Raw genomic sequence first — 22,602 nt, 5'->3', positions numbered from 1 at the left:
ATCAGTTCCTGCGCTCGACGACGTAGTCTGCAAGAGCCCTGAGGGCTGCGGCCTGTGCGCCGAAAGATGAAAGGGCCTCCCGGGCCTGATCGCTCAGGCGGCGGGCCTCGGCGCGGGCTCCGTCAATGCCAAGCAGGGAGACATAGGTTGATTTGCCGCTGGCTTCATCCTTGCCAGCAGTCTTGCCGAGTTCTTCGGCACTTGCGGTCGTGTCCAGAACATCGTCAGCGACCTGAAAAGCCGTTCCAAGATCACGGCCGTAAGCGACGATGGCGTCACGACGTTCATCGGTCACGCCAGCCAGAATGGCACCAGACTCGGCTGCGTATCGGATCAGGGCGCCTGTCTTCAAAGCATGAAGGCGACGGACGTCGTTTAGCGGCAAAGCGCGGCCTTCACCGCGAATATCCACGACCTGACCGCCGACCATCCCTGCTGCACCTGAAGCGCGGGCCAAAGCGAGAGCCAGATTGGCGCGGATCGTTGCGTCCGGGCTGGTTTCAGGTTCGACAAGGATTTCGAACGCACGCGTCTGGAGGGCATCGCCTGCGAGAATGGCGATGGCTTCGTCAAACTGGCGGTGCGTGGAGGGTTGTCCACGGCGCAGATCGTCGTCGTCCATGGACGGGAGATCGTCGTGCACCAGTGAGTAGGCGTGCAGCATTTCGACAGATGCTGCAACGCGCAGGGCGGCTTGACGGTCTGCTCCGAACAGGGAGGCAACTTCTACGGCGAGAAAGCCGCGCAGACGTTTGCCGCCGCCAAGAGAGGCATAGCGCATGGCTTCCAGAAGAACAGATTCGTCACCCGGCACCATGGGGAGCAGAGCGTCGATTGTCGCTTCAATGTCCGTACAGGCGTGGGCGAGAGCCTCCTTAAGGGAGGTGGACGTGGTGGTGGCACTCATCGGCCGGTCTCTCCGGTATCGGCAAGAGGCTCCGTGCCTGTGCTGCCGTCATCGTTCTGCACGATGGCGCGCACACGCATTTCGGCCTCTCCCAGCTTTGCATCGCAGTGTTTGCGCAGGGCAGCACCGCGTTCATAGGCTGAAATGGCGTCTTCAAGCTTCATCTGTCCGCCCTCAAGGCCACGGACGATCCGCTCCAGCTCGGAGAGAGCATCTTCGAAAGACATGGCATCAATAGGTTCGGGCATGGAAAGCCTCAGGACATGTTTTGGAAACAAGGTAGCGAGGGATTACAGCCAGATGACAGCTTTTGCCAGCCCTGTGCGCGGGAACGGGGGAGTTTCCTCAGGAAGGTTGCGTTTCTGCACGCCTGCGAATGACAAAAGAAAGAACACCAGCACTCTCTGTAAAGGCGACGAGTGCATGTCCTGTTTCACGACAATAGGACTGGAAATCCGCCACTGAGGCGCGATCCGTTGCAAGAATGCGAAGGCGCGCGCCAGGCGCCATGTCGCGGAGCGCACGGTTTGCCTTGAGAACAGGCATGGGGCAGGCAAGACCGCGCAGGTCCAGCAGGGTCTCCGTCGGAGGTAATGTCATGACGTTCGTTATGCCTCGCGATCGCCCGCGGGCCAAGGGATCGATTTCCCATTGCTGAAATGTGAGTGTTTTTCTATATTTGTGGCTTAATGCCATAAAGCGTCCTTCGGGGCGCTTTTTCTGTTTTTGGGGGGATGTATGGAAAAGCAGATGTGCGAGAGCCCGTCGGCTTCTGAGGGAAATGAGCGTCGTGCGTACACGTTGCGCGTTCTGGAAGACCGGGTTTTACGGCTGGAAACCGTGGCTGGGGGACTCTCAGACCGGTATGAACAACTGCGGACGGAAATGCGCCAGGAGATCAGTTCTCTTCGGGATCAAATGAAATCTCTTGAGACCAAGATGGATGACGGTAACAGGATTGTGAATGGAAAACTGGATCGTCTGATCGGTGGACGAGCAGTGCTGACAGCTCTCGTGACGCTCGCGACATCCATTCTAGGCACAGGGATGGTGCATTTTGCCCTCTCTTTAAGCACGCATTGAGGGAGGGGCATCATGAATGGACTTGATGTCGGTCAACTCAAACATCTTGTGGTTGAACCAACACTGACTGGCCTCGGACTCGGGGGAAGTTCAGCAGTTAACCTCCTAACCGGAACGGCTCTTGCGGAAAGCCGAGGCACGTATCTGAAGCAGATTGGCGGAGGGCCTGCTTTGGGCCTCTGGCAGATGGAGCCTGCAACGCATGATGACTGCTGGGACAATTTTCTTCGTTTCCCGGTAGGAAAACGTCTTGGTGGTATTCTGGAGGATATGCTCGCCCCTGACCTACCACGAAGCGCGCAGATGGTCACAAACCTGCGTTATGCCTGTGCGATGGCTCGTATTCGGTTTTATCGGGTCAAAGATGCTTTGCCGGTTGCAAGTAACCCGTATGCCCTGAGCCGTTATCACAAGGTGCACTACAATACGGTGCTGGGAGCCGCTGATTCCGCGGCGAATGTCATCTTTTTCAAGGCGGCATTGCAGGCATAAAAAATGAGCGATGCCGGGGACCTGTATGCATCACGCTCCCGACACCGCAGGTTTTATCTTAAACCGCCTTATTATGACGGAATAGTGGCGTAAGCCCCTAATAAGAGTTTTATTTCAATTGGTTTCCATAATTATTTAACAAGTGGCAATATCCGGTTTGCAGGATTTCCACAAAAGGTCGCAGGCCCAGTATGTGAGAGCGTCAGGCCACGATGCAGCCAGACTGTTCCACCGATATCAATCCATCGGCGGCAGAAGGCATAATCTTCTGAAAGATAGGTCCGGGTTTCTGGGTCAATCATGCAGTCGAACAGCGCAAAGGCATCTTTTTGTTCATCGGAAAGTGCGGCTACGTCTCCACTCTGTTGAACATCGATGCGTCGATAGCGGCTGTCCGGGTAAGCAGCCATCATGCGTTGAATGGTCGCGCGTTTCAGTAACAGGAACCCCGTTCCGACATATGAGACCTGAGCAACATGCGGTCGCGTACTCCCACTATATAGAGCCGCACAGTCTCCAACATAACGGAGGCTGGCGGTTTCTGGTGGTTCACCAGATGAGAGAAAGCGATCTGTGTTCTTATCCCAGTAATGGGATTTGAGCGGGTACGCTCCTCCGATAACGGATTTGTCAGCGTCAAGGAGGGCTTGCACATCGGAGAATGAAAAACCGATATCGCTATCAATAAAGAGCAAGTGGCTCGCATCCGTCATGGTGATGAACTGATGCAGGAGCGTGTTTCTGGCTCTGGTGATCAGTGCGTCACTTCCCAGCATAGACAGCGTCAGGCGGATATTTTGTGAAGAAGCTTCCGCCATGCAGCCGATGATGGACTGCATGTAGGATTGCGTGACAGATCCGCCGAAGCAGGGCGTCGCGATAAAAATATGGGGGCTGGCACTCATGCTGTGCATGTTGGGTCAGCCCTTCTTAAGAAAGACTTAAATCGGGACGGTAAAAGGCCTTACCCGCCCATATGGCTCTGGAGAACCATGTAAAAAAGAAATGCGGCATCAAGCCCTAGAACGATTGGCGTCAGGCGTTTGAAGTCCCGAAGGGCGAGAGCCAGTCCGGTATAAAGAAGCAAACCACAGGACAGGCTGAGCATGAAGTTGCCGGTCACACCTGCGATGAGCAGCATCGTTAAGGGCGGAATGGCGTCGGACGGATTGTCTGCTACGCGATGTAGGCTGCCGAGCATATTCAGCCCGACCAGAACCAGAACAGGCGCTGTTGCGATTGCCGGAATGGCGGTAATCAAGGGCCAAAAAACGGACGAGGCAGCGAACAGCAGCGCCACAACCAGGGCGCTCAGCCCTGTACGGCCACCGGCTTCCACACCGGCCAGACTTTCCACATATGCCGAAACTGTACAGGTCCCGAGGCTCGCACCAATGATGCTGGCAGCACCATCAGAAGCAAAAGCGCGATGATCCAGTGCTGGCTTCTCCGGTGTTCCATCCAGCCCCGCACGATGAGCCACGCTCATCATGGTAGCCGTTGCATCGAAGAAATCGCTGATCAGAAAGTAGAGCGTGATGGGGATGAGCAGCCCAAGATGGGAAAAGAAACCAGTAAAATCAAAAGGCAGGAAGAGATTGGTGGGATAATGCGGCCAGTCCACAGCATGGGCAGGCAGGGTTGTGATCGTACCCTTGTCCGTATGGATGAAGAGGCCCGCAACCGTAAGGGTCGAAATCGCGAGAAGCAGCCCGGCTGGAACACGCAGGACGACCAGAACCGCACAGAGAAGCACCCCGGCCAGACTCAGGAGGACTGATGGATCGCTCAGGGAACCGAAAGTCAGACCCTGCGCAGTAGGCACCGCGATACCGCCCGTTGTCAGGCCAATACGGGCAATGAAAGCACCGAGAGCGACCTGGATACCCAGCACAATTGAGGGTGGAAAACCACGAATGATGCGCTGTCTGATCTGGCTGAGCGAGAGCGCTGTGAAGCAGAGGCCGCTGAACAGGACGACAGTAAAGGCTGTGCGTGGGCTGACATGTGCCTGCTGAACTACAACCTGTGCAAACAGCACGTTGCTGCTCATGGCGGGCGCCAGCGCAATAGGCAGGCGCGCCCAGAGTGCCATTAGCAATGTGCCAGCGACCGCGCCGGCGATGGTCGTCATGACCATATCGTGCCGGTCCAGTCCTGCCGCAGACAGAATGGAAGGATTGACCGCAACGATATAGGCCATGGCCCCAAAGACCGTCAGGCCAGCGACGATCTCACGGGGTACGGTGGAGCCGCGGGCGGAAATATGAAACCAGCGGTCGAGTGTGGACAGCAACGATCAGGCACTCCGGCGGGAATGAACATTTCGCCCAGCTATAGTGAAAAATGCTCATTCCGCCATGGGGTGTTGATGTTTTTTCATTTCGGGTTCGATTTCTGTGTCCATGCTTTTCGGATCTGTGCCGGTGTCATTTTCTTTCCTCGGGTGCTGGAAGCTCCCTGTTTCTCAGAATGAGGAACACTGCTGGCGCCGTTGCCAGTCGTCCCGCCGGGCGCAATGCCCGCAGCCGGGTTGGTATTGGCTTCGCGAACAGCATTTTCACACGCGGATCCTTCACCGACACCAAGCTGAATGGTCGGGATCAGAGCCGCGGGGGGGAACAGTACGCCCAGCCCGACCGATGCAGCAACACGACCAATCAGTTCTGCGCCCGGCATGATATTCGGGCTGTTAAGTGGTCCGAAGATATGAACTGCACCCGGCAAGGACAGGATCTGCGGATGCGTCGCACGGGTTGTGACCGCGTAATCGAGCGTATCATTATGGAAATTCACGGTTCCCGTTCCGGTGGTGCGGGTCGTTTCAGTCTGAAGAAGCAGGGATTTCGTTTTCAGGATGCCGTTATCCAACGGCATGTCAGCCACCAGGCATTCGAGTTTTGACCGATCCGGGATCCCGAGTGCGGACAGGATGGCAGAACCGAGTTTGAGGCCAAGGAGATCTGGCAACAATGCCGTTACGTCCCCTCCGCGATCAAGCACAAGCGTTGTTCCGCCATCGCCGTTCGCCACGAGAGTTGCAACGGAATTGCCTGTAGAGGTGAGGGTTGCGTGCCCCCCGATCGTGCCTTCGCCTTTGAATGTATCTGTTGCCTTCATGATCCGTGAAAGAGGTAGACGGGATACGTCGAAGCGGAATTTCGTTCGGAACTGCTCGTTTTTTGTGGGCTGTAGGGTAGCTGTTGCGCTGATCTTGCCCGAACCAGTGGCAAAGCTCAGATGCTTCAGGTCAATCGCACCATCCTTGACTTCGAATTCGGTATCGATGTTGTCCAGTGGCCAATCCTTGTTGCGGATATGATCACCATGATAGGTCACATGCGCATTGACGGCATTTAGCTTCGGGACGTTGATTTTCTGGTCAGGCAAAACACTCCGGCTGGGTGGAGCGGTCTTTTTCGCTTCACCGGTTTTGGCCCCAACGAAACCTCCCAGATCGGCCAGATCGACCGAATGGGAATGTAGCGCCGCTTCGACGAAAGGCGGTTTGAGATGTGGATTAACGTTGATGTCGCCGCCGATATCGGAGGAGCCCATCCTGCCTTCAAATTTCTGGAAACGGATAGCGCTCTCGGAATAGCCGAGATTGCCGGTGATGCTATAGGCAGGCGTATGCGGGATAGGGACGCCGGTCAGCCCGTAAAGCAGTGACATGTCCGGGCCTGCGAAATGAAGGGCCAGTTTTGTGCCCTTGAAATGCATCGGATCATCAACCGTCCCCTTCAGGGTGACGTAAGTCGGGCCATTCTCGATGCGGCCATCAATCGGGTATGGCTCCGCAGGTTTCGTCAGGGATAGCAGGGCTCCACCGACAATATGACCATTGATCTGTGCCTGAGCGTAACGCCCCTTTAGATCCACGACAACATTGCCTTTCGCGTCGTTTTGCGGGGGCGTTGTGTGGACCAGAACATGCATGTCCGTTTTCAACTGTGCGAGGGCCAGTCGGATATCTGCCCTTTGAATATCGATCTCGCCGATGTCCGGTAATGTCGTGGGCTTGGACGTCGATGGTGTTTCTTTCTTCTCAGCCCCGTCGTCGAACGTGTAGTTGTTCTGGCCGTTCATCCGGGAAACGATGTCCCCCTTTGGCGTGTCCACCCGAATGACCGGAATGAAGAGTCCGCGTCCGGTCAGATAGCGCCAGACATCCACTTTGACTGTCAGGGACTTTGCAGATGCGAAATCTGCATTTTCCTTTTCAAATCCTTCAGGTTGGGAAATCTTCAGATCATCGACCGTTACGCTGGTTCTCAGTCCAGGCGACACATGCAGATGAGCGATGCTGACCGGCCGATGGAGTGCCGCAGAGGCTTTTCGATTGATGAGTGGCACGAACCAGTCCCACTGCCAGATCATTACGAGAACGATGATGCCTACGGCCAGAGCTCCGAAGAGACCCCCGATCACTTTGAGGACGGGATGTCGACGGCGATCAGCCGATCCGGGGGACGAAGGTGTTTCACTCACGATTGCAATTCCACATTATGAAAAGTCTGGCAGGATTGGAAATATGACTGCATTGGTATGAATACGATTTGCAGCCGGGCCAGTTTCGCTCCCACGGAAGAAGAGTATGAAAATGCGTGAAGATGACCCTCTGATAGCGCTGCGCGAAGTCAGTCGTACGATTCATGAGCAGGTCGACAAGGCCTATTCCCGGTTTAACCTGTCAGATGTGGCATCCTATGGGGCATTCCTTCAGGCTCACGGGCGTGTTTTGCCTCAGGTCGAGGACTGGTTGGAGGGCGAACATGAGTTGCCTCACTGGAGAGGACGAACAGAACATCTCCAAAGTGACCTGATGGAACTGGGGTACGGTCTTCCGGAGCCATTAGACTGGCAGTCACCATCAGGATCTGGTGCCGCGCTGGGGGCTCTGTATGTTCTGGAAGGGTCGCGCCTGGGAAGTAAAATGCTCTCTGCACAGGTGGGGGAGGGTCTGCCTCGTGCCTATCTTTCCGCAGGACACGAAAAAGGTGGATGGCCTGCCTTCCTGCAAATTCTAAGGGACCGTCTGGAAAATTCTGACGGAAATTACGGTCAGTCAGTCATGGACGGTGTAACCTCAACGTTTGATCTCTTCCGCAGAGCAGCGGCTGTCAGGGGCCGGCCGAACATTGAGGGGGACAAGGCCGGGAAATGCGTCAGACAGCCGGCTGGCTTCTTCATAAGGAAGCATTGCAATAGCGCAGCCTAACGCTGTGGCATCCGGAGTGGGTAGTCTCTCAATGCCACGCAGAAGTGCGGCCAGCGAATGGTCGCCCTGAGAGAGTAGCTTCAACGCTGCAACGCGGCTGGAAAGCTCTGCTGAGGGCTCATGTTTCATCAGCGTGTCGTCAGCTGTTTGAAGGGCCACTTTTTTGCCCGTCAGCGGAGACAGTATAAGGCGTCTTTCAGGATCCAGTTGCAGGGGGACGGTCGGTAGCAGACACGGAGAATCTTCTATGTTCAAGCAAGCTACTGAACAGAGACGCTCGGTTACGAGATAAGCGGGATGTGGGGCTGGGGTGTTTGTGTCGATTATGAGAAGCAAACGGACATAACGTGGAGTGTCGAACGCATTCGTCTCGACTGTCACGAGCTCTTCGTTTTCCAGATCCAGTGCCAGCTGAGGCCCTTGGCCGAAAGCATAGAACCTGAAATCAGGAAAAGAGAAATCCTGATTTTCAAAGAGCACGGAAGAACTCAGTCCTAATCTCGTAAAGACGTCTTCATTATTGCGGATTACGGCCTGCCGAAGCTGCCAGTAAAGATCTATGAGACCGGCCTGAACCATGGAAGCTGCAAACCGGCGCGTCTGCGGGAGCCATCGCTGGGCAGACATGTCGAGTACGTCATTGCGATTGAAATGACTCCAGGCCTCTTCAGGTGTCGCGCTCGATTGACCTTGCAGAAAGCTGTGCCGATCTCCCGCAGCGTAATGAAGAATTCTGGCCCGGGACCAATCCGGGGCGTCCATTAGTCGGGAAAATGGGTCAGGAAGATGCCCATTATGTCGATCAGGTCGGACAAGGGTTCGGGTGACGCGGTGATCTGCTGTTTCCAGAGACGCATGTCGGGTGAATGTCTGGGTAGGAGAAAAAGGGGAGGGTACATCCTGTCCATTGGCGCCAAAGAGACACCAATGGATAGGTTGAGCATCCTCTTTAAGGGGTAGAAGGAAGTTTTCGAGAGATGAGTCGGTCTCAAGATGCAGATATTCATCTGCAGCCAGAATCATCATCCAGTCGAATTCGCTTTTACCTTTACTGAACACCTCTTCCTGAAAAGCGGTCTGGCGTGCCAGGCGATTGGGAAATTCAGTATTTGAACGATGAAGACGAATGTCATGAAAAGATGCTGCACTGGAAAGAACAGTCCATGTGCCATCCGTAGAATGGTCATCACAGATGATCAGTGTCGAAAAACCAATCGCTCTGTGATGACTGATCCACCAGCCAATGTTGTCGACCTCATTATGGACGAACAGAACAGCGGCTGTTTTTAACATAAGGCAGGATCAATCCATTTTAAGTGCGGCAAGGAAGGCGCTTTGTGGAATTTCGACCTTACCAAACTGTCGCATCCGTTTCTTGCCCTCTTTCTGCTTGTCCAGCAACTTGCGCTTACGGGAGATGTCACCACCGTAGCACTTTGCAGTCACGTCCTTGGACAAGGCGCCAATGGTCTCACGCGCAATCACCTTGGAACCGATGGCGGCCTGAATGGCGATTTTGAAGAGCTGCTTCGGAATCAGATCCTTAAGCTTGCCGCAGATTGCACGACCACGGGTTTCGGCGACTGTACGGTGCGCCACAAACGCCAGTGCATCGACCGGCTCATGGTTCACGAGAATGGAGATACGAACGAGATCGCTCTCTTCGTACCCATCGACCTGATAATCAAATGACGCATAACCACGGGTGAGGGACTTCAGACGATCGTAGAAATCAAACACCACTTCGTTCAGCGGCAGACGATAAACAGCCATGGCGCGATTGCCGACATAGGTGAGATCGACCTGAATACCGCGACGCTCTGAGCAGAGCGTGAGTACGGACCCCAGATATTCGTCCTGCACCATGATTGTTGCCTTTATCCAAGGCTCTTCAATGGTTTCGATCAGGGCCGGATCCGGCATGTCGGCCGGGTTGTGGAGCTCTTCCTTCGTGCCGTTCGTCAGCGTCATGCGATAGACGACGGACGGCGCGGTGGCGATCAGATCCAGATTGAACTCGCGGGACAGACGCTCCTGAATGATTTCCAGGTGCAGCAGTCCAAGGAAGCCACATCGGAAACCGAAGCCAAGAGCCGCAGAGCTTTCGGCTTCAAAGTGGAATGATGCGTCATTCAGGCGCAGTTTCCCGAGGCTGTCACGCAACTTCTCGAAATCGTCCGCATCAATCGGGAAAAGGCCACACCACACCACTGGGATGGAAGGCTTGAAGCCAGGAAGGGTCTTTTCTGCCGGCTTGCGGTCGAGGGTAATGGTGTCGCCAACGGCAACGTCTGCCACGGTTTTGATTGCGGCATTGATGAAGCCCATCTCGCCCGGGCCAAGCTCATCAACATTCGTCATGCGCGGCAGGAACACACCGACCTGATCGACGTGATAGGTCGATCCAGCCTGCATCATGCGAATACGGTCACCCCGCTTGACGGTGCCATTCATGACACGGATCAGGATGATGACTCCGAGATACGGGTCGTACCAGCTATCAACCAGCAGGGCCTGCAGAGGCGCATCGCGGTCACCCTTCGGTGCCGGAAGGCGCTCGACAAGAGCTTCCAGTACGCCTTCGATATTGATGCCGGTCTTGGCGCTGATTTCCACGGCGTCATCGGCAGGGATGCCGATGACTTCTTCGATCTGTGCCCGGACTCGTTCCGGCTCTGCTGCCGGAAGGTCAATCTTGTTCAGGACAGGAACGATTTCGTGGTTGGCGTCGATAGCCTGATAGACGTTGGCCAGCGTCTGCGCTTCCACGCCTTGCGAGGCATCCACAACCAGCAGAGAGCCTTCGCAGGCTGCCAGCGAGCGACTGACTTCATAGGCGAAGTCGACATGGCCCGGAGTGTCCATGAGGTTCAGGACGTAAACCTTGCCATCCTTGGCCGGGTAAGTGAGGCGCACGGTCTGCGCCTTGATGGTGATGCCGCGTTCCTGCTCCAGCTCCATCGAATCGAGGACCTGGGCTTTCATCTCACGCTCGGTAAGTGCGCCACAGGCCTGAATCAGCCGGTCGGCAAGCGTGGACTTGCCATGGTCGATATGCGCGATGATCGAGAAATTGCGGATGAGGGAGAGCGGGGTGTCGGTCATGGCAGGTTACATACGGGATTCTGGCAGGAATGTCAGCAGACCTGCGGGGAAACCTGCCTTTTTCCAAAGGCAGGTCAAAAGGGATCAGCGATCCGTCAGACGGAACTCGATCCTGCGGTTGCGGGCGTATGCCGCTGGAGTGTTGGCCGCGTCAAGCGGCTGGTAGTCAGCAAAGCCGGTAGCAGCCAGATGGCGGGGGTCGATCCCTTCCGAGACCAGGAGCTTCACGACCGTAATGGCACGCTCGGACGACAGTTCCCAGTTGCTTGGAAAAGCACTGTGGATCGGCTGTCTGTCAGCATGGCCATCAATGCGCAGAATCCACGGAATATCCGTCGGGATGGTTGAGGAAACCTGCTTGAATGTCTTGGCCAGCGTCGTAATTTCCTTCTTACCCTCTGCGGTCAGATCGGCGCTTCCCTGAGGAAACAGGATTTCGGACTGGAAGACAAAACGGTCTCCGACAACATTCACGCCTTTCTGGTTCTTCAGAATATCCCGCAGACGGCCAAAGAATTCCGAACGATAGCGTTTGAGCTGGTTCACCTTGTCCGCGAGGGCGATGTTCAGCTTGTTACCAAGATCCTGAATCTGGGCGTCTTTTGCGGTTTCGTTCTTTTTCTCGATATCGAGAGCATTACTGATGGCCTGAAGCTGGCGCGTCAGTTCCTCGATCTGTGCCTGAAGGTCCGAGATCTTGCTGTTCTGCTGCTGACTGGTGCTGTCCGCTGATGCGAGTGCCTGATCCTTGGACTGAAGTTGACCATTCAGCAGGGCCATTTGTCCGGCCAGGGCCTTCAGTTGGTCTTCATTCTTCTGCTTGTCGTTGGCCAGGCTGGCGACGGTCGCATTCAGGGATTTGTTCTTGTCCTCCGTCATGGAGAGCATATGCGACAGCTCGGCCAACTGCTTCTGAAGGGCATCCAGCGTGTGTTCGCGCCGCATCAGGGAGACGGACAGGAACTGCTGTCCCACAACAAAAACCAGCAGAACGAAAGTTACGACCATCAGCAGCGTGGACAGGGCGTCTACATAGCCGGGCCACGCATCCAGGGCGTTATTGGGTCCGCGTCTGCGCCGGGCCATGGGTCAGTCCTGCCTGCTGGAAGTGCCAGTCGTGCTGCCTGAAGCTGCTGCGATGGTCCGCGCCAGAACCCGAAGATCGTTGCGGATCTCGCCAACGGTCTGAGCACGGCCTTGATGCAGTTCTTCCACGAGGCGGGAAAGGTGGCTCTCAATGCGCAGCAAGGGCGTGCCCTGCGAGCCCGGCTGACCTTCCTCGCCCATCTGACGCAGAAGCGGCACGAGTGCTGCGTTGGTTTCTGCCGTCCGCGCCATGATCTGCTGGTTGGCTTTCAGCAGTTCGGTCATGCCACGAAGACGTTCCTGCAAGCTGTCCAGAAGCTGCACTTCACGAACACGACCTTCTTCACTGCGGGAGACGGCATTCTGAAGTGTTTCCAGATTTTCAGCCGTCTGCTCAAGGAGCGCCTGAACATATGCCGGAATGGGCGCGCCATCGCTGTCGATACTCGTCCCGCCACTCACGCGGGTCAGACCGGCGAGCCATTCTTCAAGCTCATTGAAGAACCGTGTCTGTGCCTGACCAGCAGTCAGATCCAGAAAACCGAGAACCAGTGCGCCAGCAAGGCCGAACATTGAACCAGAAAACGCCGTGGACATACCAGCAAGCGGACCGGCCAGACCCGTTTTAAGCTGGTTGAACATCGCATCCAGATCGCCATTGCCAGCGGACATGCCACCGATGACGGAGGCGATGGAACTGACGGTCAGCAGCAGGCCGTAGAATGTTCCCAGAAGACCAAGGAAAATCAGCAGCTGTGTCATGTAGCGCGAAATTTCGCGGCTCTCATCCAGACGGGACGACAGACTATCCAGCATGGCCTGTGTTGTCTGGGTGGAGAGTGTCAGCCGGTCCGTGCGGCTGCGGGCGGCCAGCATGCTTGCCATTGGGGCAAGCAGTTTCGGCGGATTGGGCGTGCCGAGACCCGTCCGGGGTTGGCGAAGCAGCTCCACCCACTGAACTTCTGGCATGAGTCGCTGCACGACTCTCAGGTTCCAGATAATTCCCAAAATCAGAACGCCCAGAATAACGGCATCCAGCTTGGGGTTCGCATTAAAGGCATTCAGGAGGGTCTTCGCCATCGACGCTGCAAGAAGTGCAACGACGACAATGAAGATGCCCATACGCAGAAGGAATGTAGTGGGACGGGTCACGGCGGGTCTTTCCTGGCTTATGGCGTGCCGCTTGCCGGGGTTGCGGATTCGGAAGGCTGGGGATTGCTCTCGGTCACGATATCCAGACGGTCAGCCGGACTGGTGTCGTTCTTGTCAGGACGTCCCATGGCGCGCGGATAGAGACGGGTGGTCGCGACGCCTGCCTTGATGAAAATGGAGCGTATTGCCAGCACGCGTGCAAGGGAAATGCGACGTGGCATCGAAATGTCATCGCCCGGCAGCGTCGCATAGGCCGTCAGGATGACGCGTTTTTCCGGCTGATCCTTGAGGGTGTTTGCGTAGGCCTCGACGGATTTCAGGCTCTCATCGTTCAGATCAGAACTTTCCGGCGCGAAAAGAACGCGCATCCCGCCGCCTTCAAGGGCTTCCGTACGCGTTTTGGCATCCGCAACCGGCTTGATGTCTGCAGGGGGTACGGGGGCATGTGTCTGAATGGGAACGAACGGAGGTGGCAGCACAACGGGTGGCGGGGGTGCTGGCGGAACGCCGGGCACGGTCGCCTTCGCAGGTCCAGATGCCTTCACCGAAGAGGCAGGAGCATTCGTGGCAGATGCTTTGGATGTCTGGGGAGCCGCTGCAGCGTGATGCGCGGGGCGGGAAGGGGTAGCCGGCTTTGTAACGGCGACCGGTTTGCCCTGAGGCAGATCATCCAGATTGCTGGAGACCTGAGCATGTGCCCCGGAGGGCTGAAGGCAGGCCAGAGCGGCCGCCACTGAGAGGGAGGTTAGGATCGGCCTGTACATATGGCGTGATCCTAACCGAGCGGTCCATCCTCCCGCAATGGGGCGGGAGCGACTTCTGCTTACTCCCGGTTCAGGGCTTCGTGGACGATGGTGCGCAGGGTGCCATGAAGCTGGGCGTTGCCAGCCACGACGTTGACGTCGTCATCAAGGTCATGAAGCTCCTTGCCGTCCGGATCGGTGGCATGGCCGCCGGCTTCACGCACGATCAGGAGGCCAGCAGCACAATCCCACGGCTTGATGCCGAATTCCCAGTAGCCTTCGTAACGGCCAGCAGCGACCCATGCGAGATCAAGGGCTGCGGCGCCGAAGCGACGGATCCCCGCGACCTGCGGCATGAGCGCACCCAGAACGCGTGCGAACGGCATACGCTTGCTGCTGGGAACCTTGGCGAACGGAATACCCGTGGCGAATACGGCTTCCTGCATGTTCCGACGTGCGGACACGCGGAGACGACGCTCGTTCAAAAAGGCACCTATACCTTTTTCGGCCCAGAACATCTCGTTGGCGGCCGGGTTGTAGACCAGACCACTGACCAGCTCGACGCTCCCATCCGGCAGACGGCGCTGGAGACCAATGGAAATGGCCCAGTGCGGAATGCCGTGCAGGAAGTTCGTCGTGCCGTCCAGCGGATCGACGATCCAGCGCCACGTCCAGTTATCCCCGCCCGAAGAGCCTGTTTCTTCCATGAGGAAGGCATAGCCTGGACGTGCGCGGGCGAGTTCTTCGCGGATGATGGTTTCTGCACGCAGGTCGGCCTGGGACACGAAGTCTCCCGGACCCTTGATGCTGACCTGAAGCTGCTCGACCTCTGCAAAATCGCGGAGCAGACGGCGGGCTGCCTTCTGCGCTGCGTTCTGCATGACGGCCATGTGCGGGGAAAGACGCATGATCAGTCCTTGGCGCGCTCGACGTAAGACGCATCATCCGTACGGACAACGATGCGCTCGCCAGCTTCAATGAAAGGAGGAACCATCGTCTTGACGCCGTTGGACAGGACAGCAGGCTTGTATGACGAGGAGGCTGTCTGGCCCTTTACGACCGGATCAGCTTCCGTGATTTCGAGCGTGACGTGCGGCGGCAGTTCAACGCCAACCGGGTCGCCCTCAACAAGCTTCACGTTCAGAGGCATGTTGTCCTGAAGAAACGCGAACTGGTCGCCAAAAATGTCCTGGGGCAGAATCAGCTGCTCAAAGGTTTCCGGGTCCATCAGGACGACGTTGTCACCGTCCATGTAGGAATAGGTGTAGTCCTTGTCTTCCGTCATCAGACGCTCGACGCTGTCAGCCGTTCTCCAGCGCTCGTTGGTCTTGTTGCCGGTGTTCAGGTCGCGCATTTCGACCTGAATGAAGGCGCCACCCTTACCCGGGGTGATGATCTGCTGCTTGAGAACCGTCCAGCGGCGGCCATCATGCTCGATGACCTGGCCAGCGCGGATAAGGTTGGCTTGTTGCTTCATGGTGTGTCCTGACCCTGCAATGGTGGGGTTTTATCACGTCTTGTGGGCTTCTAGCGCCGCAGGGGGGAGGTCGGCAAGGCGCAAGGCGGCTTCATTGAACGGAATGGCTCAGGAAAGTGTGAAGTGTTGCCCTCTTGGGGCACGTCCTGGACGCGTTCATGGTACTGGCCTGGCCCTGTCGTGCAGACGGGGTATGCAACTGGAGGCTCCCTCTATGTACGACATGAAGAATCTTTCCCGTATTCCACATCTGGAAGCCAATGCCAGCGAAGGCATGGATGCGTTCTGGAAGTTTGACCGTGCCGCATTTGAAGACGGGACCGTCAGCGCTTTGACCAAACAGCTTGCTGCCGTGGCCGTCGCTCTGACGACACAATGCCCTTACTGTATTGAACTGCATGGCAAGGCAGCACGGGATGCGGGGGCGACGGATGCCCAGCTTGCAGAAATTGCTCTCGTAGCTGCGGCAATCCGTGCGGGCGGAGCTGTCACACACGCCACGCACCTGTTCCCGAAGACCGAAGGTTAAAGAGTCTTGGACCGGACGGAGTTACATGCCGTCCGGTTCTGACGCGGGCCTTATGTAAAGGACGCAATTTCTCCCTTCGGGGAGCGAACTTTTCCATCACTCCCCGTCACCAGGTAGTCCGGCCCAAGCGGCACTTTTCCTTTGCCCCCCGGAATGTCGAGGACATAAGTGGGCCAAGCTAGGCCGGTAACCCGCCCACGCAGACGGGCGAGCAGGGCCCGTCCTTCTTCAACGGGGACATGGAAATGACTGGTGCCGGGAGCTGCATCCAGATGATGCAGGTAATAGGGTTTGACCCGTGCCGTCACCAACGCCCGAAGCAGCGCTTCAAGAGATTCTTCCGTATCGTTTACGCCGCGCAGCAGAACGGACTGGGACAGGACGGGTATCGCCCGTCCAAGAATGGATCGAATGGCAGTGCGGGCCTCGGCCGTCATTTCCCGGGCGTGATTGATGTGCGCGACAACCCACATGGCGCGGTCGGTTTCCATGGCATCCAGGAGTTCCGGCGTGATGCGGGCGGGGTCGGCTACCGGGACGCGCGAGTGAATACGGATCGTCTCAATATGTGGAATAGCCGATAGCGACTGAACGATATGTTTCAGCCGCCTGGGTGCCAGCATGAGCGGGTCGCCACCTGTCAGAATGATTTCGCGGATCGAGGGGTGGGTTCTGACCCAGTCCAGGGCCAGCTCAAGCTCGGTGTCGCTCAACAATCCACCATCCGGGCCAACATGCTCCCGCCGAAAACAGAAACGGCAATAGAGAGGGCAGATCAGCAGGGGTTTGAGCAGCGCACGATCTTCATAACGGTGCACAATTCCCTTGATGGGAGAGAGCGCATCGTCTCCGATCGGATCAAGGGTTTCGTAAGGCTGTGTGGAGAGCTCTCGTTCATCCGGGATGACCTGTCTGCCGATCGGATCATCCGGCTGTTCGATCAGGGCCTGAAACGCAGGCGGAATCGCCGTTGCGAACTGACTGGCGACCGCGTCCAGCGTGCTGCGCTCGGCTTCCGGGGCGAGGCCGGCCTGAATCAGATCGGACGGCGTACGCAGGACGCGCCGCTTTGGAGAGGTCTTGACCGTATCGTGCATGTGGTGGCTCTAACGCTGGCTGGCCGTGTGTTGCAACAGGAACTCGCTCCGATGACCCATTCTTCCTCCGATCCGGACAGGATTGCCGAACGTCTCCCGCTTCTGCGTCGCCGGGCACAGATGGTGCAGGCCACACGGAAATTCTTCGATGATCGGGGATATCTGGATGTCGACACACCTTATGCTGTGCCTGTTCCCGGAGAAGAAGTTCACCTGCGGTGTTTTCGGACTGAACTGGAGCATGCCGATGGCTCGCGTGAGGCGCGTTTCCTGCATACCAGTCCCGAATTTGCCATGAAGCGGATTGTCTCGGCGACAGGTCTGCCCATCTTCCAGCTCGCGCGGGTGTGGAGGAATGGGGAAGCCAGTGCGACGCATGTGCCCGAATTTACGATGCTGGAATGGTATGCGCCGGGCGCTAATCTTGACGCATTGATGGATGAAACCGAGGATTTCGTGCGCGCGCTCCTGCCGGGTCAGGTTTACCGTGATGGTATCCTAATCCCGATAACGGAACCTTTTGAGCGCCTGACGATGCAGGACGCTTTTGCGCGTTACGTAGGGGCAGATCTGCTGAAAACGGCCGGGAATGCCGAAGCACTTGCCCATCAGGCGAACGCCGTTCTACGAGATGGAGAAAACTGGGAAGATCTCTTTTTCCGCCTGCTTCTTGAGCGTATCGAGCCAGTGATCGGGCGTGAACGACCGACTTTCCTGACGCACTGGCCTGCAGAACAGGCGGCTCTTGCCCGCAAAGATCCTTCAGATGCGCGGGCGGCTTTGCGGTTCGAACTTTATATTGGTGGCATAGAACTGGCGAACGCCTTCGAGGAACTGACGGACCCTGTGGAACAGCGCCAGCGCTTTGAGGCAGATCGTCAGAAGCGTTTGGAGTTTTCCCCCGATCAGGACTGGCCGCTTGATGAAGCTTTTTTGACGGCCTTGCCAGATATGCCATCATGTTCCGGTATTGCGCTGGGGTTTGATCGTCTCGTTCTCCTTGCGACAGGGGCCCCGACGATCCGTGACATTTTGTGGTTGGGCCAGTCGTTTTGAAACTTGCAGGAGTTTTAATCCGTTTCTTATGCCAAACGGGTTAGAACATCGCACTGAGGATTATATCTGCGCTGCTTATCCAGCCGGGGACAAAGAAAATGAAAAAGGCAAAACTGCTTTCCGTCGTCGCACTTCTGGCTCTGTCTGCCTGTGAGGTGCCTACCCTCCAGCAGCGGCAGGTTCTCGACGGCATGGTCGGAAAATCAGAAGTAGACGTTGTTCGTCAGTTTGGTGTGCCAACCCGCAGCTACCAGACTGAAGGTCATTCCTTCCTCGCCTATATCGAAAACGAGACCCAGTATTCCGGCGGTGGCGGCTGGGGTTGGGGTGGCTGGGGCGGCGGCTGGGGTGGACCTGGCTGGGGCGGTGGCTGGGGTGGCGGCTGGGGCGGACCCGGCGGTTGGGGTGGTGGCTGGGGCGGTGGATTCCCATCCACCTATTACAACACCAGCTGTCAGACGACTTTCGAACTCGTCAGTGGTCATGTCGTCGGATGGACCATGCGCGGGGATGGGTGCTGAAATCGTTTTCCTGGGCTATGGTCACACCATCTTCAGTAAGACGGTGTGACCAAGACATGCAGGTGCGATTCGGATTTCCTTCTATTCTCAGTGGCAAGTCCAGGACTTCGGGTCTGAAGCTGGGAGGAAGTCTTCTGCTGGGGCTTACTCTCGCTGGCTGTCACGGGACAGACTGGTCGCACAATTATCAGGACAGTTTCGAGACGCCCGCCAGAACGTCCATGTCTTACATGCCTGATACCGTTGCCAAAGCGTTCGTCGAGCCCAAGAACAACGAACCCAGCACGCCGGTTGCCTATCATCGGCTCGCTACGCCATCCTTTGATGACCGTCCTTTGGATGAGAATATCGGCGCTTCTGTCGAGCTTGCAGACTATATGGCTGCCCTTCGGGCGGTCGGGCTTGTTCCATGGATTACGGGACCCGGCCCCATTACGGTGTTCGCCATTCCCAATGAAGCAATGGAAAATCTTTCCAGTCGTTGGCCTGGTGGTTTGATGGCGCCTTCGATGCGCGGACAGCTTACCCATATTCTGGGATATACGATTGTTTCGGGTCGTTGGGATGAGAAGACTATCCGCAAGACCATTGCTCGCCGTCATGGGCAGGGAATTGGTCTGAAAACGCTTTATGGGGATATTCTGAGTGTTCACATCGAACCACAGACGGGTGCTATTCTGCTGAATAACCCCGCAGGTCAGACAACGCGTCTCTGGGGTCAGTCTTTCCCACAATCCAACGGGGTTCTGTATTTCACGCAGGATGCCCTGATCCCCGTTTCCCACTGAGGAAACAGGGAGGCTCGATCAGCCCTGAAGTCTGGCGAGAAGGCTGGAGAACAGCGTCTCGTCCGTTCCGTCGAGCTTGAGCGGTATGGCAAGAAAGTCCGCAGAAGCCGTTGTTGCAGCGGCGGCTTCATCCGCTGTCTGAATATTTTCCGCCACGGCAGGCAGCTCCATGACAGACGTCCACCACCGGATCATGTCTGCGTGTTCTACAGCGAAGGCAATGTAATCGGCTCCGCTTTCTCCAGCCAGCATGGCTTCGTCGCGGCTGTGGCACAGGCATCCAATCTGGATATCTTCGCCTGCGAGCTTGCGAAGGATTGGCAGGGTGTCTGCTGAAGGCGCATGCAACCCATCAGCGACTTTCAGAAGATCGGCGGAAAGAGTGGAGCTCTCGTCCGGCACATCAAGCATCAGGGCAACATCGTTGTCATGCAGAAGAGCCAGCAGTCTGGAAAACTGCGCTTTGTCCAGATTGTGCTTTGTTGGAAGGCGTAGAGCTGTGACTTCTGGATGCGCCAGAAGCGCAGGCAGGGCGTCAAACAGGGCTGTCGCCTCAAAGCTGGTTGGCAGGACGGGGTAAAGGTCGCAGGGTATCATGGGTTGAGTGTCGCAGATTCAGAAGGTTCAGGCTAGCGGGGCCAAGGGGTGACTTGTGGCGCGTTCGTAAGAATACGTCGTCTATAGGACGCATCCGAATAGAGGGCTGTCAGTTGCCGAGGGGAAGCTTTGCAGATGACCCATCCGATTCCAGCAAGAAGTGCGATGCGAGCTAGTGCGGCAGAAGCCCCGCAATCCAGAATGGATGCTGAACGCCCGTCCCCGACGACCTGTAGCCACCAAGGGACTCCAAAACTGTTCCCGGCTGCCATCGGTGACATCGCAAGGAACGGGCGAGGGTGGCGTTCCTTCAGGTTTGTCATGTCAGACTGACAGGAAATGACAAAGACCGGCTTCGTCAAAGACTGAGAGGTGCTTGACCTGATGAGGGGTTCAGGTCTTTCCTGAAGAAACAGTCCAGTAGGATGTGTGTCGGTCATTTCATCGGCACGTCATGGCAGGAACGGGAAGAACGCATTTTGAGCGAGCAGGCAGGATATCTGCAGGACGATAAGACTATTGATCGTCTTGAGGAAGCAATGGTGCGGATTGCCAGTGCGATGCAACAGCAGGCCCGCGCCCGCGAGGAGCGTGAGCGTGAAGCCCGTTCTGCCCCTGACCTTCCTGAAATTGCTGCCAACATCGACGCGCTCTGTGTTCGTATCCGCGGCATTCTTGAGCGGAAAGGGGAATAACCCATGGCGCAGGTCTCCATCCGTCTGAACGGATATGTATACAGTGTCGGCTGTCAGGACGGTGAAGAACATCATCTGTATGCGATGGCACGACAGGTCGAAAGCTGGCTGCAACGTGCCCGGACACTGGGTGGTGCTGCCAGTGAGTCCAAAACGCTCATGATGGCGGCGTTGCTGATGGCGGATGAGATCTTCGAACTCAAGCGCCGGCCTCTTCCGGATGATATGCTCGCAACGGTTGAGGAAGCCAAAGCAGCGCTGCGTATTGCGGAAGCCCGTCAGGAACGGCTGGCTCAACTGGCGCAGCGGGCTGAAGAACTGGCAGGTGCACTCGAAACTTCCGAGTGATTTTTGCGATTGCCGTTGAATATCTTCCTGCACTGTCTAATATGTAATTCGGAGCTGCCTGGTACGTCAGGCAAATCAACCCCCGGGCCGATAAGCATTCCTACGGGAACTGGCTCTGTCGTGGCCCTGGTCACGTTAACCGGTGCCCACCTGCACTTGCAGGTCTAGGAGGGCTGAAAAGACCAACGGCTTTGGCGGCTCCACATATTTCTCCTCTCGATCTTCAGAAAAAAGAACTCCGTCGGCAGATGGCCGAACGGAGAGGTGCGATGTCCAGAGACATGGAAGCAGACCTTCTGCGTCGCCTGCATAATGTCATAGAAGCTCAGAGTGCTTCCGTTATTGCGGCTGTCTGGCCATTGCCTGGAGAAATCGACCTTAGGCCCCTTTGCTTTCAACTGTTGAAGGCAGGTCTCCGTATAGGACTTCCGGAAACGCCCCCTAAAGGGCATCCGCTCATCTTTCGGGAATGGAAAGAGGGCGTTCCTATGTGCGAGGGCCGCTTTGGTACGTCTTACCCGGAGGGGGCGGTGATCATTCCTGACCTTGTCCTGGTTCCATTTCTGGCATTTGACCGGGCCGGCTACCGGCTGGGCTACGGTGGCGGTTACTACGACCGCACTCTTGCCAAGTTAAAAGTGCCTGCGATTGGCTACGGGTTTTCCATTCAGGAAATGGAAGCTCTCCCTGCAGGACCATACGATATTCCATTGTCTGTCATCGTCACTGAGAAAGAGACGATCGAGACAGGTTTCCATAACTCGAAAGGCTGACTGTTGAGATTTCTGTTTCTGGGTGACGTTGTAGGTCGTAGCGGACGTGAGGCGATTACCCGCAATTTGCCGGAGTGGCGCAAAAAGCTGGCTCTGGATCTTGTGGTCGTGAATGGTGAGAACGCTTCACACGGTTATGGTCTGTCTCCGGATATTGCCAGAAGTCTTATGTCTGCCGGTGTGGATGTGATCACACTAGGGAATCATGCATGGGATCGCCGGGACATGATCGGGCATATCAATCAGATGCCGAACATTGTTAGGCCGATCAATTATCCCGCCGGGACACCGGGGCAGGGGAGTTATATTATCGATCTTGAACGGGGACGCCGTGCGCTCGTCATCAATGTGATGGGGCGTATCTTCATGGACCCGCTGGATGACCCGTTCCGCGTTGTGAGTGAGCTTCTTTCGCGGCATCGCCTCGGGATGACGGTTAACGCGATCATCATCGATATCCATGCTGAAGCCACGAGTGAGAAAATGGGCTTTGGTCAGTATTTTGATGGTCGGGTGTCTCTTGTTGTTGGGACGCACACACATGTTCCAACGGCTGATCACCGTATTCTGCCAAAAGGTACTGCGTATCAGACGGATGCCGGGATGTGCGGCGACTACGACAGCGTGATCGGGATGGGAAAGGAAGCAGCTCTCCACAAGCTGGTCCGGAAAATTCCCGGAGAGCGCCCGCAGCCAGCGGAAGGGGAGGCGACAGTCTGCGGTCTGTTGGTGGAAACAAATGATGCCACCGGACTGGCGACAAAAGTCGCTCCCTTAAGAATGGGGGGGCATCTGGCGCCTAACTGGCCGGATTTCTGAGTGGGAACAAAGATTTTTAAGAAAAAATGCAGGAAAAGGAAGTTTTTTCAGGGCTCTAAAAGGGTGCAAAACGTGGATTTCTCAATTTTTCCCCGGTTTTCTGCTTCTGTTTC

Annotated in this window: 26 protein-coding genes and 1 other RNA gene; 11 read left to right on the top strand and 16 right to left on the bottom strand. The window is 56.5% G+C overall.

The window, feature by feature from the left end; all coding sequences use genetic code 11:
- Position 1: 1 nt before the first annotated feature.
- From GFR01_RS12880 to GFR01_RS12870, 3 genes are all read right to left on the bottom strand, one after another.
- Complete coding sequence (locus tag GFR01_RS12880; RefSeq protein WP_063905392.1) at positions 2-907, bottom strand: polyprenyl synthetase family protein; 906 nt, start codon at positions 905-907, stop codon at positions 2-4.
- Positions 904-1,155, bottom strand: coding sequence for an exodeoxyribonuclease VII small subunit (locus GFR01_RS12875; RefSeq protein WP_046901294.1), 252 nt, complete (start codon positions 1,153-1,155; stop codon positions 904-906). Before GFR01_RS12875 ends, GFR01_RS12880 begins: the two co-directional genes overlap by 4 nt.
- 97 nt (positions 1,156-1,252) lie before the next feature.
- On the bottom strand, positions 1,253-1,507 hold the full coding sequence (locus tag GFR01_RS12870) for a sulfurtransferase TusA family protein (protein WP_063905393.1): 255 nt from the start codon (positions 1,505-1,507) through the stop codon (positions 1,253-1,255).
- Between the two features lie 150 nt (positions 1,508-1,657).
- On the opposite strand from GFR01_RS12870, the gene GFR01_RS12865 reads away from it, so the two are divergent.
- A complete protein-coding gene (locus tag GFR01_RS12865) occupies positions 1,658-1,990 on the top strand; it encodes a hypothetical protein (protein WP_224777762.1) in 333 nt (110 codons plus the stop codon).
- Between the two features lie 12 nt (positions 1,991-2,002).
- Complete coding sequence (locus GFR01_RS12860) at positions 2,003-2,482, top strand: hypothetical protein (RefSeq protein ID WP_099182800.1); 480 nt, start codon at positions 2,003-2,005, stop codon at positions 2,480-2,482.
- A 131-nt stretch (positions 2,483-2,613) separates the two neighbouring features.
- On the opposite strand, the gene GFR01_RS12855 is transcribed toward GFR01_RS12860, so the two are convergent.
- The 10 genes from GFR01_RS12855 to efp form a co-directional block, all read right to left on the bottom strand.
- Positions 2,614-3,396 (bottom strand): hypothetical protein, encoded by a 783-nt coding sequence (locus GFR01_RS12855; protein ID WP_099182799.1) that lies wholly within the window; start codon positions 3,394-3,396, stop codon positions 2,614-2,616.
- A gap of 50 nt (positions 3,397-3,446) precedes the next feature.
- Complete coding sequence (locus tag GFR01_RS12850) at positions 3,447-4,778, bottom strand: NCS2 family permease (RefSeq protein WP_063905396.1); 1,332 nt, start codon at positions 4,776-4,778, stop codon at positions 3,447-3,449.
- Between the two features lie 83 nt (positions 4,779-4,861).
- A complete protein-coding gene (locus GFR01_RS12845; protein ID WP_099182798.1) occupies positions 4,862-6,976 on the bottom strand; it encodes an AsmA family protein in 2,115 nt (704 codons plus the stop codon).
- Between the two features lie 595 nt (positions 6,977-7,571).
- Positions 7,572-8,996 carry a glycosyltransferase family 2 protein gene (locus GFR01_RS12835; RefSeq protein WP_099182797.1) on the bottom strand — a complete coding sequence of 475 codons (1,425 nt, stop codon included), beginning with the start codon at positions 8,994-8,996 and terminating at the stop codon, positions 7,572-7,574.
- A 9-nt stretch (positions 8,997-9,005) separates the two neighbouring features.
- Positions 9,006-10,808 carry a translation elongation factor 4 gene (gene lepA / locus GFR01_RS12830; protein ID WP_063905437.1) on the bottom strand — a complete coding sequence of 601 codons (1,803 nt, stop codon included), beginning with the start codon at positions 10,806-10,808 and terminating at the stop codon, positions 9,006-9,008.
- 84 nt (positions 10,809-10,892) lie between these two features.
- The gene (locus GFR01_RS12825) at positions 10,893-11,894 is read right to left on the bottom strand and encodes a peptidoglycan -binding protein (RefSeq protein WP_099182796.1); all 1,002 of its coding nucleotides are present in this window, start codon (positions 11,892-11,894) and stop codon (positions 10,893-10,895) included.
- 3 nt (positions 11,895-11,897) lie between these two features.
- Complete coding sequence (locus tag GFR01_RS12820; protein WP_063905400.1) at positions 11,898-13,046, bottom strand: hypothetical protein; 1,149 nt, start codon at positions 13,044-13,046, stop codon at positions 11,898-11,900.
- A gap of 17 nt (positions 13,047-13,063) precedes the next feature.
- The gene (locus GFR01_RS12815; RefSeq protein WP_174694714.1) at positions 13,064-13,810 is read right to left on the bottom strand and encodes an OmpA family protein; all 747 of its coding nucleotides are present in this window, start codon (positions 13,808-13,810) and stop codon (positions 13,064-13,066) included.
- A 59-nt stretch (positions 13,811-13,869) separates the two neighbouring features.
- Positions 13,870-14,697 (bottom strand): inositol monophosphatase family protein, encoded by an 828-nt coding sequence (locus tag GFR01_RS12810; protein ID WP_063905401.1) that lies wholly within the window; start codon positions 14,695-14,697, stop codon positions 13,870-13,872.
- Between the two features lie 2 nt (positions 14,698-14,699).
- Positions 14,700-15,266, bottom strand: coding sequence for an elongation factor P (efp, locus tag GFR01_RS12805; protein WP_023942929.1), 567 nt, complete (start codon positions 15,264-15,266; stop codon positions 14,700-14,702).
- Between the two features lie 214 nt (positions 15,267-15,480).
- On the opposite strand from efp, the gene GFR01_RS12800 reads away from it, so the two are divergent.
- Entirely contained in the window at positions 15,481-15,795 is a 315-nt protein-coding gene (locus GFR01_RS12800; protein ID WP_099182795.1) for a carboxymuconolactone decarboxylase family protein, read from the top strand.
- A 50-nt stretch (positions 15,796-15,845) separates the two neighbouring features.
- Here the strand turns inward: GFR01_RS12800 and GFR01_RS12795 are convergent, their stop codons facing one another.
- Positions 15,846-16,892, bottom strand: a complete 1,047-nt coding sequence (locus GFR01_RS12795) for a lysine-2,3-aminomutase-like protein (protein WP_099182794.1) — start codon at positions 16,890-16,892, stop codon at positions 15,846-15,848.
- Between the two features lie 51 nt (positions 16,893-16,943).
- On the opposite strand from GFR01_RS12795, the gene epmA reads away from it, so the two are divergent.
- From epmA to GFR01_RS12780, 3 genes are all read left to right on the top strand, one after another.
- A complete protein-coding gene (gene epmA, locus GFR01_RS12790) occupies positions 16,944-17,948 on the top strand; it encodes an EF-P lysine aminoacylase EpmA (protein ID WP_167384268.1) in 1,005 nt (334 codons plus the stop codon).
- Between the two features lie 98 nt (positions 17,949-18,046).
- Positions 18,047-18,469: a hypothetical protein gene (locus GFR01_RS12785; protein ID WP_099182792.1), complete on the top strand. Its 423-nt coding sequence runs from the start codon at positions 18,047-18,049 to the stop codon at positions 18,467-18,469.
- Positions 18,470-18,525: 56 nt separating this feature from the next.
- Complete coding sequence (locus GFR01_RS12780) at positions 18,526-19,257, top strand: fasciclin domain-containing protein (protein ID WP_099182791.1); 732 nt, start codon at positions 18,526-18,528, stop codon at positions 19,255-19,257.
- An 18-nt stretch (positions 19,258-19,275) separates the two neighbouring features.
- Here the strand turns inward: GFR01_RS12780 and GFR01_RS12775 are convergent, their stop codons facing one another.
- On the bottom strand, positions 19,276-19,854 hold the full coding sequence (locus GFR01_RS12775; protein WP_099182790.1) for a thiamine phosphate synthase: 579 nt from the start codon (positions 19,852-19,854) through the stop codon (positions 19,276-19,278).
- Between the two features lie 32 nt (positions 19,855-19,886).
- Positions 19,887-20,294: a hypothetical protein gene (locus GFR01_RS12770; RefSeq protein ID WP_244902293.1), complete on the bottom strand. Its 408-nt coding sequence runs from the start codon at positions 20,292-20,294 to the stop codon at positions 19,887-19,889.
- Between GFR01_RS12770 and GFR01_RS12765 the strand changes: the two genes are divergently transcribed.
- From GFR01_RS12765 to GFR01_RS12745, 5 genes are all read left to right on the top strand, one after another.
- Positions 20,280-20,549, top strand: a complete 270-nt coding sequence (locus tag GFR01_RS12765; protein ID WP_099182788.1) for a hypothetical protein — start codon at positions 20,280-20,282, stop codon at positions 20,547-20,549. The genes GFR01_RS12770 and GFR01_RS12765 overlap by 15 nt on opposite strands.
- A gap of 3 nt (positions 20,550-20,552) precedes the next feature.
- Positions 20,553-20,897 carry a cell division protein ZapA gene (locus GFR01_RS12760; protein WP_007284667.1) on the top strand — a complete coding sequence of 115 codons (345 nt, stop codon included), beginning with the start codon at positions 20,553-20,555 and terminating at the stop codon, positions 20,895-20,897.
- A 48-nt stretch (positions 20,898-20,945) separates the two neighbouring features.
- A non-coding RNA gene (gene ssrS, locus GFR01_RS12755) (6S RNA) lies at positions 20,946-21,102 on the top strand.
- Positions 21,089-21,670, top strand: a complete 582-nt coding sequence (locus GFR01_RS12750) for a 5-formyltetrahydrofolate cyclo-ligase (protein WP_099182787.1) — start codon at positions 21,089-21,091, stop codon at positions 21,668-21,670. The genes ssrS and GFR01_RS12750 overlap by 14 nt, the downstream gene beginning before the upstream one ends.
- 3 nt (positions 21,671-21,673) lie before the next feature.
- Positions 21,674-22,489: a TIGR00282 family metallophosphoesterase gene (locus GFR01_RS12745; protein ID WP_010501862.1), complete on the top strand. Its 816-nt coding sequence runs from the start codon at positions 21,674-21,676 to the stop codon at positions 22,487-22,489.
- The last annotated feature ends 113 nt before the right edge of the window (positions 22,490-22,602 follow it).

Source organism: Gluconobacter frateurii (genome assembly GCF_002723955.1).
Taxonomy (GTDB): domain Bacteria; phylum Pseudomonadota; class Alphaproteobacteria; order Acetobacterales; family Acetobacteraceae; genus Gluconobacter; species Gluconobacter frateurii.
Note: the sequence above shows the minus strand (reverse complement) of the source record. Positions and strands in the feature narration are given on the sequence as shown.

Excerpts from the sequence above, each read along its gene's own strand:
- GFR01_RS12880 (WP_063905392.1), bottom strand. The coding sequence starts at position 907 with ATGAGTGCCACCACCACGTCCACCTCCCTTAAGGAGGCTCTCGCCCAC.
- GFR01_RS12875 (WP_046901294.1), bottom strand. The coding sequence starts at position 1,155 with ATGCCCGAACCTATTGATGCCATGTCTTTCGAAGATGCTCTCTCCGAG.
- GFR01_RS12870 (WP_063905393.1), bottom strand. The coding sequence starts at position 1,507 with ATGACATTACCTCCGACGGAGACCCTGCTGGACCTGCGCGGTCTTGCC.
- GFR01_RS12865 (WP_224777762.1), top strand. The coding sequence starts at position 1,658 with ATGTGCGAGAGCCCGTCGGCTTCTGAGGGAAATGAGCGTCGTGCGTAC.
- GFR01_RS12860 (WP_099182800.1), top strand. The coding sequence starts at position 2,003 with ATGAATGGACTTGATGTCGGTCAACTCAAACATCTTGTGGTTGAACCA.
- GFR01_RS12855 (WP_099182799.1), bottom strand. The coding sequence starts at position 3,396 with ATGCACAGCATGAGTGCCAGCCCCCATATTTTTATCGCGACGCCCTGC.
- GFR01_RS12835 (WP_099182797.1), bottom strand. The coding sequence starts at position 8,996 with ATGTTAAAAACAGCCGCTGTTCTGTTCGTCCATAATGAGGTCGACAAC.
- lepA (WP_063905437.1), bottom strand. The coding sequence starts at position 10,808 with ATGACCGACACCCCGCTCTCCCTCATCCGCAATTTCTCGATCATCGCG.
- GFR01_RS12825 (WP_099182796.1), bottom strand. The coding sequence starts at position 11,894 with ATGGCCCGGCGCAGACGCGGACCCAATAACGCCCTGGATGCGTGGCCC.
- GFR01_RS12815 (WP_174694714.1), bottom strand. The coding sequence starts at position 13,810 with ATGTACAGGCCGATCCTAACCTCCCTCTCAGTGGCGGCCGCTCTGGCC.
- GFR01_RS12810 (WP_063905401.1), bottom strand. The coding sequence starts at position 14,697 with ATGCGTCTTTCCCCGCACATGGCCGTCATGCAGAACGCAGCGCAGAAG.
- efp (WP_023942929.1), bottom strand. The coding sequence starts at position 15,266 with ATGAAGCAACAAGCCAACCTTATCCGCGCTGGCCAGGTCATCGAGCAT.
- GFR01_RS12800 (WP_099182795.1), top strand. The coding sequence starts at position 15,481 with ATGTACGACATGAAGAATCTTTCCCGTATTCCACATCTGGAAGCCAAT.
- GFR01_RS12795 (WP_099182794.1), bottom strand. The coding sequence starts at position 16,892 with ATGCACGATACGGTCAAGACCTCTCCAAAGCGGCGCGTCCTGCGTACG.
- epmA (WP_167384268.1), top strand. The coding sequence starts at position 16,944 with ATGACCCATTCTTCCTCCGATCCGGACAGGATTGCCGAACGTCTCCCG.
- GFR01_RS12785 (WP_099182792.1), top strand. The coding sequence starts at position 18,047 with ATGAAAAAGGCAAAACTGCTTTCCGTCGTCGCACTTCTGGCTCTGTCT.
- GFR01_RS12780 (WP_099182791.1), top strand. The coding sequence starts at position 18,526 with ATGCAGGTGCGATTCGGATTTCCTTCTATTCTCAGTGGCAAGTCCAGG.
- GFR01_RS12775 (WP_099182790.1), bottom strand. The coding sequence starts at position 19,854 with ATGATACCCTGCGACCTTTACCCCGTCCTGCCAACCAGCTTTGAGGCG.
- GFR01_RS12765 (WP_099182788.1), top strand. The coding sequence starts at position 20,280 with ATGTGTGTCGGTCATTTCATCGGCACGTCATGGCAGGAACGGGAAGAA.
- GFR01_RS12770 (WP_244902293.1), bottom strand. The coding sequence starts at position 20,294 with ATGACCGACACACATCCTACTGGACTGTTTCTTCAGGAAAGACCTGAA.
- GFR01_RS12760 (WP_007284667.1), top strand. The coding sequence starts at position 20,553 with ATGGCGCAGGTCTCCATCCGTCTGAACGGATATGTATACAGTGTCGGC.